Genomic DNA, 17,775 nt, shown 5'->3' with positions numbered 1-17,775 from the left:
AGCGGAGGTCGGCGACACGCCGTCCTGCAGGCCTCCTGTCGTGTCTGCCGGCTGATCGCTCAGCCGGTTTTTTTGTGCGTATTCCTGGAGCTTAACCGGCTTAGCTGGATGACGTTGCTGCCCTATGCTCAGCCGGTCTCGCCGTTATGCTTGCCCTCAATCTTGGCCGCCGTGAATCGCGCGGTATTCGGTCGGGGTCATGCCGCGGCTTTTTTTGAAATTTCGCAGAAAGCTGGAAACGTTTGTGTAACCCGTTCGCCCAGCGATTTCATTCAGCTTGAGCGGCGTCTCCAGCAGCAGACGGCAGGCCGCTTCGACCCGCAGCTGGCTCAAGGTATCGACCAGGCTGCGGCCGGTATGCTCCTTGAAGATCGTGCTCAGGTAATTGGGACTGATGCGATAGCTCTCCGCCAGTTGATTGACGGAGAGTGTGCTGTCGGCGTAGTGCGTCTCCAGATGGCGCAATACCGCCTCCGCCAGCTCGCCGGTCCGACTGCGGCTGCGGCGCTCCTCCATACGTGCGATCAGCCGGACCAGCGCAGCCTCGACCGTAAGCCGCATCTCACGCAGCGTCTCGCACGCCTCGAGCTCGCCGGGCAACTCGTCGTTGCCGGACGGCTCGCCCGATTGCTCCGTCGCGCCTTCGCGGGTAGCATGCAGCGCCTTGAGCACGACCTGCAGACAGAGCTGCACCATCATATCCTTGGTCAACTGGCTGTTGGCGGCCAGGTCGAATAGTTCCTCCAGGCGCTCGTGCATGCGCCCGGCATGAGCTTGACGCACCGCCTCCAACAGACTGTCCACTGCGTCGAACACGGCCAGCAGTCGATGCCGGTCGCGCTCGCCGAGCGCCTCGGCGGTAATCAGCGCATTGTCGCCGACGACGATCTTGTAATCGATCATACGGCATGAGGCGCGGTAGGCATCCGAGATCTCGTCGAACGAAGCGGCGTAGCTGCCGAGTCCGATGCTCGCCGTCCGCTTGAAGACGTCGGCAATGCAGGCCTTCAGCGAGCGTGCATAGCCCAGCGCCAGCGCCGTGTGCTGCGCCTGGTCGCCCGCGGGGAAGCTCACGATCACCGCGGCTTGGGTGCCGCTGGTCTGTACAGCGGCGCCTAGCATTGCTTCGCCGTAGGGCTGCAGCAGCTCCTCGGCCACGTTGCAGGCGGCATACAGGTACAGATTCAGATCGCTCGTCCCCGTCAGCGGGGACGAGCGATTGTCATACGCGAGCGTCATGACGATATAACGGGACGCATGCAAGCGGACGCCGGCTTGCTCCAGCAACGGACGAGCCGTGTCGAAGCGGGTGCGCGCGCCGCTCAGCGCCTCGAAGAGCACCTGCAGCTTGAGCGCGGGCCGCCCCTCGCGCAGCCGCCGCTCGGCATCCGTGTAGCCGTGGAACACCTCCGCGATGCGACTGTGGAGCGCGGCGTAGCCCAGTCTGTCGCTCTGCTGCGCGTTCCTGGTGTCCTCGGACGTTCCAGATCGCCCGGCGGCAATCTCCTCCAACCGATCGATCAGCGTCTCCATCGGCGCGAACCAGCGTGAATTGACGAAGCGGGTGGCGACGACGGCCAGGACGATCATGAAGAGCGCCAGACCGATCAGGATGTAGCGCAGCGTGGTCGTGGCGGCGCCGAGCTGCTGGGCGGTGACAGCATACAGCAGCTTCCAATCGCTGTAGGACGAGTGCGCATAGAACACGTAGCGCTTTCCCCCCATCGCGCCATGAGCCGCGTACCCGCTCCCGGTGTGCGTCAACGCGTCTTCAAGCGCTTTCCACGACGTTTGTCCCTCCAACGGACGGTACATCATTCCGGCATCCTTGTGCGCGAGAATCAAGCCCTGCCGGTCCACCAGCCATACATTGTAGCTGTCGCTGAATTGCAGGTCGTCGAACATCGCGGCGATGCTGGCGGAATGGACACGGACGGCGACGAGGCCGCTGCTGTCTGACGGCGAAGCGTTAATCGGGTAGCGGCGGACGAGCAGCAGCTCGCGGCTCTCCGGCAGCGCGATCCACTTGCCGATTCGCTCGTCGGTTGCCATCTGCTTGATGCGGACCAGCTCCGGCGCATCCGCCAGCCGTGCGTAGCCGGCAGCTGTCAGGACGCGGTCGCTGCCCTTGGCGTACAACATCACCGCCTCCATATTGAAGTTTGCGCCGAGCATGCTGCCCAGTTGCTCTTGCAGCTCGGAGACGAACAAGTAGTGCTCGGGCGTATCGTCGGCCGGTCGCTCAAAGAAAGAAGCGCTCCCGGGCGTGCGCAGCAAATTCAAGATCGTCAGGTCGATATCTTGCAGCAGACTGTCGATGCGCTTGTTGATCTGGCCGAGCACGTTGAGATTGGAGGCAATCATCTGCTTCTCCAGTTGGCGCACAGTGCCGGCATAATGGACAGCCAGCATGGCGCCGATCACCAGTGCGAACAGGCCGATATAAAGTAGCTGGACTTTTCTGGAGATGCGTCGTTTCAACCTTCTGGCTCCTTTGGCGATAGGGTTTTCGTCGATATTATTATAGAACAAGCAGCGCCGGAGGCGGCGTGTCACATTCTACGAAAGGCTGTCGTTTTCTACAATCGTAGCAGGTGACAGTCGATACGACAATGTGCCACTAGCCCGCGGGAACCGGCTGCGCTAACGTAGAGGGTGTGCGGCGGCAACTGGTCGAACCGCCCGCCGCCAATCCCAATCTTATCCCGATATTGGAGGTCAAAGCATGAACGAACATTCATCCAAGCCGCATCCCGGCAGTCTGACGAGGAGAACGGCGGCAGACCCCTCTGCTGGCCGAGCGGAGGGGCGACGCCTGCCCGCTAACGATCGCAAGCGCCTCCCGCTATTGCTCCTGCTGCTCTGTACGGTGCTGATGCTGGCGGCATGCAGCACCAATGGCACCAATGGCACCAATGGCACCAATGGCACCAATGGCAGCGGCGCCGACGGCGACGGCCAAGCGAAATCCCAGGGTCAGAAGGATTCGGCGGATCGCCCGATCATCTCGGCGTCTATCTACGACCGCGGACAGATCGCGGCGGAGGAGGGGACTTACGAGGACAATCGCTGGACGCGCTATATCAACGAGAATTCGGGCGTAGAGGTCCAGTGGATGCCGATTCCGCGCAATCAGGAGGCCGACAAGTTCAATGTGCTGATCGCCTCCGAACAGGCGCCGGACCTGATGAGCACATACAACCGCGACTTCATTACCCGATGGGCGTCGGAGGGCGCAATTCAGCCGCTGGATGATTATATCGAGCAGTATAGCACCAGCTACAAGGCATACTTGGCCGAGCACCCCGAGCTGAAGCCTTACTTGACGCTCGAGGACGGCCAAATGTATGCCATCGCCAGTCTTCGTCCGACCCGAGGCAGCACGGCGATCTACATTCGCCAGGACTGGCTGGATGCGCTCAAACTGGAGGTGCCCCAATCCGTCGACGAGCTGCTGGAGGTGGCGAATGCCTTCCGCGCGTACAAGGCCGATGTCGTGCCGATCGCGATGTCGACGGCTTATCAGCCGATCGTCGACGATTGGTTCATGGCGCGCAGCGGAGAGTGGGTCGTCGAGGACGGTCAAGTGGTGCAGGCTGTCTTTACCGAGCGCTATCGCGATGCGATGGCTTTTCGCCAGCAGGCCTACCAAGAGGGACTGGTGGACAAGGAATACGCGACCGATAAGGAATACTCGCGCCAGCGTCAGCTATGGACGACGGGCCGCTCTGGCATCTACTTCGCCAATGTCAGCGACAGCATGCTGGCCGAGCTGCGCAAAAACGATCCAGAGGCCGCGCTGACGGTGCTGCCGCCGCTGGAGACGAAGTACGGCACGAACGGATACCAACTGGAGGTTCCGAATTTCCTGCTGACAGCGTTCAACAAGGATCTGGAGGACCCCGAAGCGGCGATTCGCTTCATCGATTGGCTGATCGACGGCGGCTGGGAGCCGATGACCTACGGAACCGAAGGCGAGCACTACGATCTGGTGGACGGCATACCGGTGACCAAGGATCTGGAGAAGTGGCAGCAGGAAGTCGCTTACGGCAATGAGTACCGCCTCGTGCATCAGGAGCTGCGGACGCCGGACTATCTGCGCATACGGGCCGGCGATGATCCGATTGCGCAGGCGATCGCAGAGATGCAGTCGACGATTATTCACAATGCCGAGACATACGAATACCGCAAGGATATCCCGTATGTGCCGCCGGTGGAGGCATATGCGTCGATCGCCACGCAATTCGAGGCGAAGTGGAAGGAGATCAACGTCCGGATGTCGATGACCGACACGACGCCGGAGCAAGCCGTATCGGAGCTGCGCAATGCCTGGGACAGCCTCGGCGGGGACGCCGTGAGCGAAGAGGTGCAAGCCTGGTACGAGGCCAACAAGGACAAGTGGAGCTGATATCGGCGCGGCGCCCGGCCTGACCGTTCGAAGGAGTGAAGCAACATGGAAAAAGCTGCGGCGCACGCGCAGCCCGGCCGGCGCGGCAAGCCTGTGAAGCGGTATGCCGCGCGGCGGTCGGGGTGGCTGCACCATCTGATTCGCGATCGGTACCTGTATCTGTTTTTGGTGCCGGCGCTGAGCTACTTTTTTTTGTTCAAGTTCGTGACGTTGTACGGCGAACTGATTGCATTCAAGGATTTTCGGCTGCTCCAGGGCGTCTGGGGCAGCACGTGGGTCGGGCTGAAGCATTTTCGCATTCTGCTTGACAGTCCCGACTTCTGGCTGGTGCTTCGCAACACGCTGCTGCTCAATGTGTACAATCTGGCAGTCGCGTTTCCGGCGCCGATTCTGCTCGCGGTGCTGCTGAGCGAGGTTCGGCTGCATATGTTCAAGCGTGTTGTGCAGAACATGCTGTACCTGCCGTATTTCATTTCGTGGGTCGTGCTCGGCGGTATCATTGTCTCGCTGTTATCGCCCTCCACCGGCGTGGTCAATCATTTGCTCGGTCTGCTGGGCATCGAACCGATCTATTTCATGACGGACAGCGGCTGGTGGCCGGTCGTCTTCTCGCTCTCCACGGTGTGGCAGGGAGCGGGCTGGGGCACGATCATCTACATGGCGGCGATTGCCGCTATCGATCCCGGCCTGTACGAGGCCGCCAGGATGGACGGAGCAAGCAAGCTGCGGCAGATTTGGCACATTACGCTGCCCGGCATCCGCGGGACGATTGCAATCTTGCTCGTGCTGCAGATGGGCAAAATGATGGATGTCGGCTTCGAGCACGTGTTCAACTTGCAAAATCCCGCCGTGTTCAGCGTGTCGGACGTCATTAGTACGTATGTGTACCGGACCGGACTGCAAAATGCGCAATACAGTCTGGCGACGGCGGTCGGTCTGTTTCAGGGTGTGATCGGCCTGGTGCTCGTGCTGCTCGTCAACAAAATTGTCAAAAAACTGGGGGAGGGCGGACTATGGTAAGTCGATCGCGCCGCATGCGGAGCTGGCCGCTCTATTTGTTTTTGCTACTTTGCGCCGCCGTGACCGTCTTCCCGCTGGTCAATGTGTTGGCCGTATCGCTTAGCAGCAGCCGCGCCATCATCGCCGGCGAGGTCGGGCTGTGGCCGGTTGAACGCAATGTGGCGGCTTACGAGCGGCTGTTTCGCGACGGTCAACTGCTGGTCGCTTTGAAGAATACGGTCGTCATCACGCTAATCGGGACGCTGCTTCACATGGTCGCTACGACGCCGGCAGCATATAGCTTGGCCAAGCGCAGACTGAGAGGGCGCCCTCTTTTCACCTTCATGGTGCTGTTCAGTATGCTGTTCGGCACCGGTCTCATCCCGCTGTTTTTACTGGTGAAGCAGTTGCATCTTATCAATACCTTTTGGGCGGTGTGGCTGCCAGGGCTGGTGAGTGCGTACAACTTGTTCGTGATGAAGTCGTTTTTCGAAGGGATGCCGCCCGAGCTGGAGGAGTCAGCCGCGATGGACGGCGCATCGGATCTGACCGTCTTCCTCCGTCTGACGCTGCCGCTGTCCAAGGCGATCCTGGCGGCGATCTCGCTATTCTACGCAGTGGCGCTCTGGAATACGTACGCTAACGCGCTGTACTTCATCAGCAAGTCGGAGCTGCTGCCGGTCACGGTCAAGCTCTATCAGATGCTGCAGACGCCGCTAGATGCACTGCTCGGCGGTGGCGACGCCGCCCTCTACATTCAACCGGAGGGGCTGAAGGCCGCAGCGATTATGATCACGGTGGCGCCGATCTTGTGCGTCTATCCATTTTTGCAAAAACATTTCGTCAAAGGCGTACTGATCGGCTCCGTCAAAGGCTGATTGACGCCATCGTCCGCCGTGGCGGTCCGGTCGCTCGGCCGGATCGCCTGCTCCGATATCGGCGACATGCACAGGACTGAGAGGAGGTGACAGGGACCAAGAAGGAGACAGGCGCGGTTCGCTTAATCGGCGATTGCAATGCTGGATAAAAGAAGGGAGAGGATGACATGAAAGCAAATGCAGTGCGGAGGCTACGCCGCTGGTCGGCAAGTCTGCTGATCGCCGCGCTCGGCATCGGGCCGGCGAGCGCGGCGATGCCGGGAGGGAGCGAGGGGACGCGAATGTATGCGCAGGAACAAAATGAAAGCGTAATCATAGTGCCGGCGATTCTGCCGTGGACGCAAATGCAGGATGCGTTCGGAGCGCGCACGGCAATGCCGGCGCTGAAGGCGGGGGCGATCGTGCTCGACGGCGAGCTCGACGAATGGGCCGGCTACGCCCAGGCGCGGCTGCCTGACGATCCGGTGCAGATCGAACTGAGCGGCTGGGCGGGCGAGCAGGATCTGTCGGCCTCCGTCTATACGGCGTATGACGCCGATTATTTCTACTGGGCGGCGGCGGTGCGAGACGACGTCCACGAGCCGGTGGCGGGCAGCACGATGTGGCGCGGCGACAGCGTGCAGTTCGCCTTCGGCCTGGATGGCGCATACGGCCCCGAGTATGCGGTCAGCTTGGGGAGCGGCGGCGTCGAAGTCGCACGCTTCAGCGACGGCGCGGCGACGGGCGGCGCGGAGCTGGTCGAAGCGGCCGTCGCACGGGACGGGGGCGTGACCAGCTACGAGGTGCGGCTGCCCTGGACGGCGATTGCATCCGGACCGCCATCGGACGGACGGCTGCCGTTCACGCTGCTGATCAACGACAACGACGGCGCGGGGCGCCGCGGCTGGATCGAATGGACGCCCGGTATCGGCAAGGCCAAGGACCCCGCGCTTCATGCGGAGTTGTCGTTGATTGACCCGGGAGATAACTGGAGCATGTGGGTGGAGGGGCCGCGCCAAGCGGTGGTGGGCGAGCCGAACACCTATACGGTTCAGGTTGTCAATTGGTCGGGCGCGCCGGTTGCGCTCGCCTTTGCCTCCGATGCGATGAATGCGTCCGCGGCGTGGGAGCTGCCTGCACATGCGTCCGCCGAACTGTCGCTCAGTTATACGGCGACTGCGGCGGGCGTCGCCGAGCTGGACTTCGCCGTCGCCGAAGCGGGCGGTCCTGAGGCCGTGCGCACGGTGGCGCTTGCGGCTGCCCTCTCGGCGCAGGACATCGGGGAGCTGCTGGACGGGCTGGAGGCGGAGCTGCCGGCGCTGGAGCTGCTGCTGACGCAGGCCGAGGCGGAGGGGCTCGCGTCCGATTATGAGCGGGTGAATTACACCGTCATTGCCGACTTCATCGGCTACGGGCGGGACGATATTGCGCACGGCCGGCTGCCGCGCGCGCAATATGTGGCCGAGTCGCTGCGCGCGCTGTACGACGAGGCTGAGGCAACGCTGAATGCCGTACTGACGGATACGGCCGAGCCTGTGGCCGCGCCGCGTTATGTGACCGGGCCGTATACGTTGTCGGGATACTCGTTCCTGGGCGATACGACAGTGCGCAGCAGCGGCGTGACGGAGGAGCGGCCGATCTTCTTCACCGGGTACGGCCATTTCGGACAAGTTCGGACGGATATTCCGAAGTTCCAGGATCTGGGGGCCAACATCATTCAGATCGAGCTCGGGCCGCGCGATGTTATGGTGGACAATCGGGATTACCTCTACGGCTACAGCGTGCACCGGTCTGGCGGGGCGGAGGCGACGGCGTCCTATGCCGAGGGAATCAGCCATTCCGGCGCGCGCTCGCTCCAGCTGGACAACGCCTCGCCATATCAGTCCAACGTCTTCATCAATGTGACGCAGACGCTTGCGGTCGAGCCGGATACGACCTACGTCTTCAGCGCCTGGGTCAAGGGCGAGGACGCGCACAATGTGTGGTTCCCCGGCGGAGAGGGCTGGAAGAAGCGCCAGTCCTTCCCGAGCGGGACCTACGACTGGACCCAAGTGACGACGACGTATACGACTGGTCCGGAGGCGACGACGTTCCCGCTCGTGCTGCTATCCGAGAACGCGGGGACGATCTACATCGACGATCTGAGCGCGGTCAAGGTCGGCGATTCGGTCAATCTGGTGCAAAATCCGGGCTTCGAGGAGCTGGGTGGCTACGATCCGAGTCTCGAATATGCGGTGACCACGACGAAGATCGACTCGGACATCCGGCCAGTGCTGCAGCGCGCGGCCGATCACGATGTCGCGGTGAATCTGCTGATCTCGCCGCATTATTTTCCGGCCTGGGCGCTGGAGCGGTGGCCCGAGCTGAATGTGCCCAATGGCGGCGGGATCAAGTACTCGATCTTTCACCCGAAGGCGCAGGCGATTATCGAGGGGTATCTGGAAGCGTTAATCCCGGCGGTGAAGGATTACGCGTCGCTTCATAGCATTACACTGAGCAACGAACCGACCTATGACGCGCGGGTCGACCCGTACGCGCTCCCGGCCTGGCATGCCTATCTGTCGGAGGTGTACGGCAGCGACATCGCCGAGCTTAACGCCGCGTATCAGAGCGCATATGCCGATTTCGACGAAGTGCCGATGCTCGGCGTCACGGGAGCGAATCGGCCAACCTATGATTACGTGCGATTCAATCAGAATTATTTTGCGAGCTGGCACGAGTGGATGGCCGATCTGATTCACGAGCTGGCGCCGGGACTGCCCGTGCATGCCAAGATTATGGGCGATCCGAAGGGCAGTCTGGCCTGGGGCATCGACGTGGAGCGCTTCTCCGAGCTGAGCCAGATCAACGGCAACGACAACTGGAACTACATCCACGAGGGTGCCAAGGGCTTCATGGAGGAGCTGAGCTTCTACGACATGCAGGCGTCCTTCCGGACGGCGCCGGTGTTCAACTCCGAGCATCATGTCATCGCCGACGGAGACGGGCAATACGTGCCCGAGCAGGCGCGGCATGTGCGCGCCTCGCTCTGGCAGAGCGCGATTCACGGCCGCAGCGCTTCGACATTCTGGATCTGGGAGCGGACCTATAATCCCGCAGCCAGCCGAGAAGGCAGCATCCTGCATCGCCCTGACGTGGTGGCGGAGATCGGCCACACCAATCTCGATCTGAATCGGCTTGCGGAGGAGGTCACTGCCTTCCAGCACGAGACGCCGCGCGTCGCGATCCTGTATTCGACGGCCTCCGGCGTCTATGCGCCCGACTATCATCAGGTGCTGCTGCGGGCGTACGAGGCGCTGGCCTATAGCGGGATGAAGGTTGGCTTCGTCTCCGAGAGGCAGGCGGCGGAGGGAGCGCTGGATGACTATGCGCTGCTCGTCGTGCCCCGCGCCACGCATGTCGAGGCCGATACGCTGACGGCGATCCGCGCATTCTCCGAGCAAGGCGGCGCGGTGCTGCTGGTCGGGGAGGATGCGCTGAGCCTGCGGCCGGACGGCGGCGCCGCCGACAGCGGCCACCTGGCCGCGGTGCAGGCCGAGGCCGTCACGGTGGCGAGCAATCGCACCGCGGCTCAGCTGCGGGAGGATCTGCGACCGCTGCTTGCAGCGGCTGCGCCGGATCGGCTGGAGGTCGTGTCGGCGGCGAGTCTGCTACCCTCCGGCAGCGGCGCCGAGTCCGCAGGCGAGGTCTCCTGGCGCAGCGTGATAGTGGAGGGGCGGACGCTATTGAATGTCATCCATTACGGCGCCGAACCGGTGACGGCTGCGGTCATTCGGGACGGCGAACGCGCCGTCGCCTTCGACGATCTGCTCGGCGGCGACACGGTGGGCGCCGAGCTGACGCTGGAGCCGATGACCCCGTACCTGCTGGAGGCGACGGATTGGGAGGCGTTACCCTGCAATTCTTAGAATGCCGCAATAGAGGACCGGTCGGTCGGAGCACGAGCTTCACGCTTGTGTCCGGGCGGCCGTTTTTCATGGCGGTGGCATGGGCGCGATCATTGAGTATCGGCAGGGCGTAGGCTATAATGGATAGAATGAGCGCATAACAAGATAAGAGGGGAGTGGACTAGCCGTGTCGATTACCATCAAGGATGTCGAGCATGTCGCCAATCTGGCGCGCCTGGAGCTGTCCGAGGAAGAGAAGGAGCAGTTCACGGGTCAGCTCAATGCGATTCTGAATTACGCCGAGAAGCTGGGCGAGCTCGATACGTCCGGGGTCGAGCCGACGACGCATGTGCTGCCGATTACCAACGTGATGCGGGAGGACGAGCCGCGTCCGTCTACCGGCGTGGACAAGGCGATGCGGAATGCGCCGGACGAGGACGAAGGGCAATTCCGCGTTCCGGCCGTTTTGGAATAAGACGATTTAATCGCGATGGGAGGAAAATAGGTTGGCTACGTTTGACATGCGTTTGCAGGATATACATACTCAGCTGCGCGCGGGCGAGCTGTCGGCCGTGGAATTGGTCGAGGCTTCGCTGCGGCGAATTGCGCAGACTGATGAGCGGATTGGCGCGTTTTTGACGCTTGACGAGGAGCGGGCGCGGCAGTCGGCTGCGGCGCTCGATGCGCGTCTGCGGCAGCCGGGCGGCGAGCAGGGCCTATTGCTGGGCTTGCCGGTCGGCATCAAGGACAACATCTCGACGGAGGGGCTTGCGACGACCTGTGCGAGCCGGTTTTTGCAGGGTTTCACCCCGATCTACGATGCTACGGTCGTGCACAAGCTGGCAGCTGCGCAGGCGGTCACGATCGGCAAGCTGAATATGGACGAATTCGCCATGGGCGGCTCGAACGAGAATTCCGCCTACCGCGCGACTCGTAATCCGTGGGACGTCACCCGCGTCCCGGGCGGCTCCAGCGGCGGTTCCGCTGCCGCGGTGGCGGCCGGTCAGGTATATTTCGCGCTGGGCTCGGACACCGGCGGCTCGATTCGACAGCCCGCCTCGTATTGCGGCGTCGTCGGCCTCAAGCCGACGTACGGCCTGGTGTCGCGCTACGGCCTGGTGGCCTTCGCCTCGTCGCTCGACCAGATCGGGCCGATCACCAAGAACGTCGAAGACGCGGCCTACGTGCTGCAGGCGATCGCCGGCTACGACGAGCGCGATTCGACCTCGGCCAATGTGGACATTCCGGACTACGTCAGCGCGCTCTCCGGCGAGGTGAAGGGGATGCGAATCGGTGTGCCGAAGGAATACCTCGGCGCCGGGATCGACCCGGCCGTCAAGGAGGCCGTCATGGAGGCGCTGCGCGTCTATGAATCGATGGGGGCGGAGTGGGAGGAAATCTCGCTGCCGCATACCGAATATGCGATTGCGGCGTATTATGTGCTCGCTTCCTCCGAGGCGTCGTCCAACCTGGCGCGCTTCGACGGGGTGCGCTACGGCGTGCGGGCGGACAATCCGGACAATCTGATCGATCTGTATCGCAAGTCGCGCAGCCAGGGCTTCGGTCCGGAGGTGAAGCGCCGCATCATGCTCGGCACTTACGCACTGAGCTCGGGCTATTACGACGCTTATTATCTCAAGGCGCAGAAGGTGCGTACGCTGATCAAGCGCGACTTCGACGAGGCGCTGTCCCGCTATGACGTCATTATCGGGCCGACGGCGCCGACGCCGGCATTCAGGATCGGCGAGCAGATCGGCGATCCGCTCACCATGTATCTCAATGACATCTGCACCATTCCGGTCAGTCTTGCCGGCGTGCCGGCGATCAGCGTACCGTGCGGTCTCGCGGACGGCCTGCCGGTCGGCCTGCAGATTATCGGCAAGGCATTTGACGAGCGGACGGTGCTGCGGGCGGCGCATGCCTACGAGCAGCATACCGAGTATCACAACCTGCGGCCGCAGCTATAGCGCTGGCGGATCGCATAGCGGGAGGAATCGAAGAAGCGATGACACAAGCGACCACTTACGAAACCGTCGTCGGCCTTGAAGTGCACGTGGAGCTGCATACGAAGAGCAAGATTTTTTGCGGCTGCTCCACCTCCTTCGGCGCGCCGCCGAACACCAATACATGCCCGATCTGCCTCGGGCACCCCGGCGTGCTGCCGGTCCTGAATCGGCAGGCTGTGGAATATGCAATGAAAGCGGCGATGGCGCTCAACTGCGAGATTGCCGACGTTAGCAAGTTCGACCGTAAAAACTACTTCTACCCCGATTCACCCAAGGCCTATCAGATCTCGCAATACGATCAGCCGATCGGGGAGCACGGCTGGATCGACATCGAGGTCGAGGGGCAGACGAAGCGGATCGGCATCACCCGCCTCCACCTGGAGGAGGACGCCGGCAAGCTGACGCATGTCGATGGCGGCTACGCTTCGCTCGTCGACCTCAACCGCGTCGGCACGCCGCTGATCGAGATTGTCTCCGAGCCGGATATCCGCACGCCCGAGGAGGCCAAGGCGTATCTGGAGAAGCTCAAGGCGATCATGCAGTATTGCGACGTCTCGGACGTGAAGATGGAGGAAGGCTCGCTGCGCTGCGACGCCAACATCAGCCTGCGCCCCTGGGGACAGGAGCAGTTCGGCACGCGCGCCGAGCTCAAGAACATGAACTCGTTCCGCGGCGTGCAGCGCGGACTCGAGTACGAGCAGTGGCGTCAGGCCGAGGTGCTGGATCGCGGCGAGGCCGTCGTGCAGGAGACGCGGCGCTGGGACGAGGCCCAGGGCAAGACGATCTCGATGCGCGGCAAGGAAGAGGCGCATGATTACCGCTACTTCCCCGACCCGGATCTGGTGCGCATTCACATCGACGAAGAGTGGAAGTCCGCCGTGCGAGCCGACATCCCGGAGCTGCCGGATGCGCGCCAGCGTCGTTACATGGACGAGCTTGGCCTGTCCGCCTACGATGCCGGCGTGATCACCTCGACCAAGGCGATTTCCGACTTTTTCGAAGAGAGTCTGTCGTATACCAAGGACGCCAAGGCTGTAGCCAACTGGATCATGGGCGACCTGCTCGGCTATCTGAATGCGAGCGGGCTCGAGCTGGATGCCGCCAAGATCACAGGGCAGGGCCTGGGCGAGATGGTGGAGTTGCAGGCCAAGGGCACGATCAGCAGCAAGATCGCCAAGACGGTGTTCAAGGCGATGCTGGAGAGCGGCAAGCGTCCGCAGCAGATCGTCGAGGAGCAGGGACTCGTGCAGATTAGCGACGAAGGCGCGATCGGCGCCATCGTCGACGAGGTCATCGCCGCTAATCCGCAGTCGGTCGACGATTACAAGGCCGGCAAGGACAAAGCGATCGGCTTCCTCGTCGGCCAGGTGATGAAGGCATCGCGCGGCAAGGCCAATCCGGCCATGGTCAACAAGCTGCTGCAGGAACGGCTGCGCGGCTAATCGGAGTGCTCAGACCTGCGCCCACGCCCGCCTTTCATTGACAAACCCAAAGTCAAGCACGTAAAATGGACCTAAAGATACAGAAAGGCGTGAGGGCTATGGGTGCTAGTGTCGAGCATGCATTGGAACAACTGAAGATGACCGGCGTCCGGATGACCCCGCAGCGACACGCCATCCTGACTTATCTCATGGAGGTGCTGACGCACCCCACCGCTGATGAAATTTACAAGGCGTTGTCGCCGAGGTTTCCGAGTATGAGCGTTGCAACTATTTATAACAACTTACGTCTATTTGTAGAGGCGGGTCTCGTTCGCGAGCTGACATACGGCGACGATTCGAGCCGATTCGACGCTGATTTGTCCGATCACTATCATGCCATCTGCAAAAACTGCGGAACGATCGTGGATTTTAAATATCCTCCGCTCGTTCAAGTGGAGAAAACCGCTTCGCAGGAAACCGGCTTTGTCGTCGAGGGTCACCGTATGGAGATCTACGGGCTATGCCATACATGCTCCGCTACGGTCAAGCAATGAAGCAAGAGGCGTGCGTGAAGAAAGTACAGGGCGGAGCAGTTTTTCCGTCGCTGTACTTTTTTAATTTTCATCTGGAAACCGGGGAGTGGGAGCAGACTTGGAGACGATAAGCATTCAGCGGCCTCGTAAAAAAAGGGGCGGCGGTCTGCGCTGGCTGGTGCTGATTTTTGGATTGGCGGGAATGGCCGTTGGCGCATATTGGGGATGGGAGCGGTTTGTACCGAACAACGAGCGGGTGGTGCCGGATTATGCGTTCGAGCATCCGATCATGCATCTGGGGCAGCCGATGGAATACGGCGGCGCGGTCGAGGGCGAAGCGGTGAAGCTGCCGGTTGCGGCGGTACAGGCATTGCTGGGGTCGGAGGCTCCGGTGCGATACGAGACGGAGAGCAAGGCCGTCATTCTGACTACGACGGATAAAGTGCTGCATTTCAAGACTGAGGCGCTGACCGCTACGATGAACCAGGAGCCGTTCGAGCTGAGCATTGCGGCCGAGGAGCAGGATGGTACGGTCTATATCCCGATGCCGCCACTCACGGAATTGTTTGGTCTGCAGGCCGAATTGCACACGGATACCGGTATGATTACGGTCAGTATGCCCGGCGACGCGGTGCAGCGCGCCGCAGTAACGGAGGAGGCGGCTCAGCTGCGTTCGGGTCCGAGCATCAAGTCGCCGATCTACGAAACGATTGCCTCCGGCGGCACGGTAAGGTTGTGGGACGAGCAGGACGGGTGGTATTATGCGCAAAGCGCGTCGGGACGAACCGGATACATGCGAGTCGATGACGTGGGGTTCGCGGACATTGAGACGACGGCTCAGGCCATCGCAGAAGAGCCGTTCATCCCATGGAAAGTATATGGCCAACGCATTAACATGACCTGGGAAGGCGTCTACTCCAGGAATCCCGATCCGCAGCAGATCGGCGAGCTGCCGGGTGTGAACGTGGTCAGTCCGACCTGGTTCGAGCTGACGGATGCGGCTGGTACGATTCAGAGCAAGGCCGATGAGCGCTACGTCGCATGGGCCCACGGGCAGGATATGCAGGTGTGGGCATTATTCAGCAATGGCTTTGAGCCGGATCGCACGACTGCGGCCCTGGCGTCTTACGAGACGAGATTGACGATGATCAAGCAGTTGCTGGCTTTTGCAGAGGTGTACCGGCTCCAGGGCATTAATATCGATTTTGAGAACGTGTATACGGCGGACAAGGCGAATCTGATTCAATTTGTACGTGAAATGACGCCGCTTCTGCACGAACAAGGCCTGGTCGTATCCATAGACGTAACGCCGAAATCGAACAGCGAGATGTGGTCGGCTTTTATCGACCGTCGGGAGCTGGGTCAGGTGGTGGACTATATGATGGTCATGACCTACGATGAGCACTGGGCAGCCTCCCCCGTCGCGGGCTCGGTCGCTTCCTTGCCGTGGGTGGAGCAGTCGGTGCGTCGCATTCTGGAAGAAGACGAGGTGCCGCCGGCCAAGCTGGTACTGGGCGTTCCGCTTTACACACGGATCTGGACGGAGACGACCAACGAAGCGGGGGAGACCGAGGTCAGCTCCGGCGCTTACGGCATGGAGACCATTGCGGCACTGATCGAAGAAAAAGAGCTGGAGCCAGTCTTTGACGAGCAAGCCGGCCAAAATTATGTGGAATACGAAGAGGACGGGGCGCGCAAACGAATCTGGCTGGAGGACGAGACCTCGCTTCGCGCACGCGTGCAGCTTGTAAAGCAGTATGATTTGGCGGGGCTGGCGACCTGGCAGCGGGCATTCGAGAAGCCCGGCGTGTGGGAGGTTCTAGACGAAGTGCAGAGCAGGCCCTGAAAGCACGCGTCGCCTTCAAAGAAGCGGAAGTCGGGACCTGATCGTGAACGGCGACGGAAATCAAAAAAACGGGACGCGATTATCGCGGTCCCGTTTTTGATTGTAAGACGCAGGCTGACGCTTGAATCAGCGCTCCTCTGCAGGCTTGTCCGGTATCGCAGTGGCCATATCTGGATCGAGCGTCAGCTTGGTCCGACAAGACATGCAGCGATCCGTTTTTCCCAGAATTTTGGTCTGACGGCCGCATTCGGGACATTGCAGCATGACGGCGCTGGTCGAAAGCATGCCCGCCCAAAAATAAACCCCCACGCTAATCATCATGGCAATCATGCCAATGACCATGAACACGCCGGCAAAAATTTTGCCGGTCTGCCCCCATAGAATAATGCCGGCCGTTCCGCAGATCATCAGTCCCATGCCGATCAAAGTAGTCAGCAATCCCCACAGGCGGAACTCGTTGATTTTACTGGATTTGAAAAACATCCGTACACACTCCCTCTATCCCTTCTCGCCGGATTTTGCGGCTGCGCTGGCAGGAAAATCCGGTGGAACCGTCGAACAACATAAACAAAAGGCGACGCAAGCGGCGTTCCCTTCGTACATATTACGTATATTATAGCGCAATTTATTTTATCATTCTATCGTTGCTTTAATGGAGGCGCTGTATGAATCAGAAATGGGAAAGCATCAAGGCGCATTACACGGCGTTTTTTGCCCAGCAGGAAGGTGTCGTCGGGGTCATCGCTCTGGAGCGGCCGTACCCGTTTAACCCGCTCGACGACGAACCGGAGCTGCTGGTCCTGGCGGTCGTGGATAAGCAATGGGGAGGCAAGCCGACAGAGCATGCGCAGATTGACGGCATGCGCATCGTGCTAAGAACCGTGGAGATTCAGCGTATCGAACGCTGGCTGAGCACCGGGCGGGAGCGCGCCGTCATTCGCTGGTTAAGGCGAGGAGAAATCCTGCTCGACCCCCGCGCCTACCTGCGCGCGACCCGCGAGCGGATGAGCGAGCTCCCGGAGATGCTGCGCGAGCGAAAAACGCTGGTCGAGTTTTCCGATTTTCTCGGCAGTTACTTGCAAGCCAAACACGAGCTGCACGAAAATCATCTGCTGGATGCCTACAGTTGTCTTGTAAGAGCTCTACAGAACTGGGCGCGCATGACCCTGATCGAGGAGGGCGTCATGCCCGAGCAGACCATCTGGAAGCAGATTCGGACGTACAACACCGGGCTGTACAAAATGTATGAGGAACTTACGGTAAGCGTAGAGCCGTTGGACAAACGGATCGAGCTTGTGCTGCTCGGATGTGAGTTTTCTGTGATGAGCCGCATCAAGTCGTGCTGCGTCCTCTTGCTTCGCCTTTTGGGAAGCCGTGAATTGCCTTGGAGTATAGAAGAGCTGGAACGGCATCACGAGCTGGAGGGGCTGTCGATCGATCTCTCTCTACTGCTCCAAAAACTCGTTAAACGCGGGCATATTCGGGAGATTGCTTTGCTTGACGGAGGATTGGGCGAGCCCGGTATGCTCGAGCTTCGCTACGGGCCGCTGCGCGGGGCTTCGATGCATCAGTTGCGCCCTACCTAATTTAGGGTTGACTTTGTACGGCGCGCTGTGGTAAATTAAATCTCGCCGCTTCTGAGGCGCAGGCATTTATAAATGCCTGATAAAAGAAAAATTAAAAAAAGTGCTTGCATAAGAATAGGAAAATGTGTTATATTCTTATAGTCGCCGCTTGAGAGAGCGGAGGCGAGCAAGACGAACAAAATGGTTCCTTGAAAACTGAACAACGAGCGTAAAGCCCCAGATTCTTTCGGGA

At 60.8% G+C, this 17,775-nt stretch carries 13 protein-coding genes; 10 read left to right on the top strand and 3 right to left on the bottom strand.

The genetic code is table 11. The features are described 5' to 3' along the window. Nucleotides 1–156: 156 nt before the first annotated feature. Nucleotides 157–2,481, bottom strand: a complete 2,325-nt coding sequence (locus tag IDH44_RS21495) for an AraC family transcriptional regulator (RefSeq protein WP_190920883.1) — start codon at nucleotides 2,479–2,481, stop codon at nucleotides 157–159. A 244-nt stretch (nucleotides 2,482–2,725) separates the two neighbouring features. Between IDH44_RS21495 and IDH44_RS21490 the strand changes: the two genes are divergently transcribed. The 9 genes from IDH44_RS21490 to IDH44_RS21450 all read left to right on the top strand — a co-directional run bounded on the left by IDH44_RS21490 (nucleotide 2,726) and on the right by IDH44_RS21450 (nucleotide 15,957). After that, entirely contained in the window at nucleotides 2,726–4,408 is a 1,683-nt protein-coding gene (locus IDH44_RS21490) for an extracellular solute-binding protein (RefSeq protein ID WP_190920882.1), read from the top strand. 45 nt (nucleotides 4,409–4,453) lie between these two features. After that, the gene (locus IDH44_RS21485) at nucleotides 4,454–5,428 is read left to right on the top strand and encodes an ABC transporter permease (RefSeq protein WP_190920881.1); all 975 of its coding nucleotides are present in this window, start codon (nucleotides 4,454–4,456) and stop codon (nucleotides 5,426–5,428) included. Continuing rightward, complete coding sequence (locus tag IDH44_RS21480; RefSeq protein WP_190920880.1) at nucleotides 5,422–6,285, top strand: carbohydrate ABC transporter permease; 864 nt, start codon at nucleotides 5,422–5,424, stop codon at nucleotides 6,283–6,285. The genes IDH44_RS21485 and IDH44_RS21480 overlap by 7 nt, the downstream gene beginning before the upstream one ends. 167 nt (nucleotides 6,286–6,452) lie before the next feature. Further along, nucleotides 6,453–10,172 carry a sugar-binding protein gene (locus tag IDH44_RS21475; protein ID WP_190920879.1) on the top strand — a complete coding sequence of 1,240 codons (3,720 nt, stop codon included), beginning with the start codon at nucleotides 6,453–6,455 and terminating at the stop codon, nucleotides 10,170–10,172. Between the two features lie 166 nt (nucleotides 10,173–10,338). Next, a complete protein-coding gene (gene gatC, locus IDH44_RS21470) occupies nucleotides 10,339–10,626 on the top strand; it encodes an Asp-tRNA(Asn)/Glu-tRNA(Gln) amidotransferase subunit GatC (protein WP_190920878.1) in 288 nt (95 codons plus the stop codon). Between the two features lie 31 nt (nucleotides 10,627–10,657). Further along, nucleotides 10,658–12,118, top strand: coding sequence for an Asp-tRNA(Asn)/Glu-tRNA(Gln) amidotransferase subunit GatA (gatA, locus tag IDH44_RS21465; RefSeq protein ID WP_190920877.1), 1,461 nt, complete (start codon nucleotides 10,658–10,660; stop codon nucleotides 12,116–12,118). 38 nt (nucleotides 12,119–12,156) lie between these two features. Next, a complete protein-coding gene (gene gatB / locus IDH44_RS21460; protein WP_190920876.1) occupies nucleotides 12,157–13,599 on the top strand; it encodes an Asp-tRNA(Asn)/Glu-tRNA(Gln) amidotransferase subunit GatB in 1,443 nt (480 codons plus the stop codon). A gap of 98 nt (nucleotides 13,600–13,697) precedes the next feature. Further along, the gene (gene perR / locus IDH44_RS21455; protein ID WP_190920875.1) at nucleotides 13,698–14,132 is read left to right on the top strand and encodes a peroxide-responsive transcriptional repressor PerR; all 435 of its coding nucleotides are present in this window, start codon (nucleotides 13,698–13,700) and stop codon (nucleotides 14,130–14,132) included. A 97-nt stretch (nucleotides 14,133–14,229) separates the two neighbouring features. Then, nucleotides 14,230–15,957, top strand: coding sequence for a glycosyl hydrolase family 18 protein (locus IDH44_RS21450; protein WP_190920874.1), 1,728 nt, complete (start codon nucleotides 14,230–14,232; stop codon nucleotides 15,955–15,957). Between the two features lie 126 nt (nucleotides 15,958–16,083). Here the strand turns inward: IDH44_RS21450 and IDH44_RS21445 are convergent, their stop codons facing one another. After that, entirely contained in the window at nucleotides 16,084–16,440 is a 357-nt protein-coding gene (locus IDH44_RS21445) for a DUF2614 family zinc ribbon-containing protein (RefSeq protein WP_190920873.1), read from the bottom strand. A 182-nt stretch (nucleotides 16,441–16,622) separates the two neighbouring features. On the opposite strand from IDH44_RS21445, the gene IDH44_RS21440 reads away from it, so the two are divergent. Continuing rightward, the gene (locus tag IDH44_RS21440) at nucleotides 16,623–17,543 is read left to right on the top strand and encodes a nucleotidyltransferase-like protein (RefSeq protein ID WP_190920872.1); all 921 of its coding nucleotides are present in this window, start codon (nucleotides 16,623–16,625) and stop codon (nucleotides 17,541–17,543) included. Nucleotides 17,544–17,578: 35 nt separating this feature from the next. Here the strand turns inward: IDH44_RS21440 and IDH44_RS26750 are convergent. Further along, nucleotides 17,579–17,775: hypothetical protein (locus IDH44_RS26750; protein WP_223869916.1), on the bottom strand; the 197-nt coding region annotated here is incomplete at its 5' end.

Origin of the sequence: Paenibacillus sabuli, assembly GCF_014705605.1 — a bacterium.
Taxonomy (GTDB): Bacteria; Bacillota; Bacilli; order Paenibacillales; family Paenibacillaceae; genus Paenibacillus_D; species Paenibacillus_D sabuli.
Note: the sequence above shows the minus strand (reverse complement) of the source record. Positions and strands in the feature narration are given on the sequence as shown.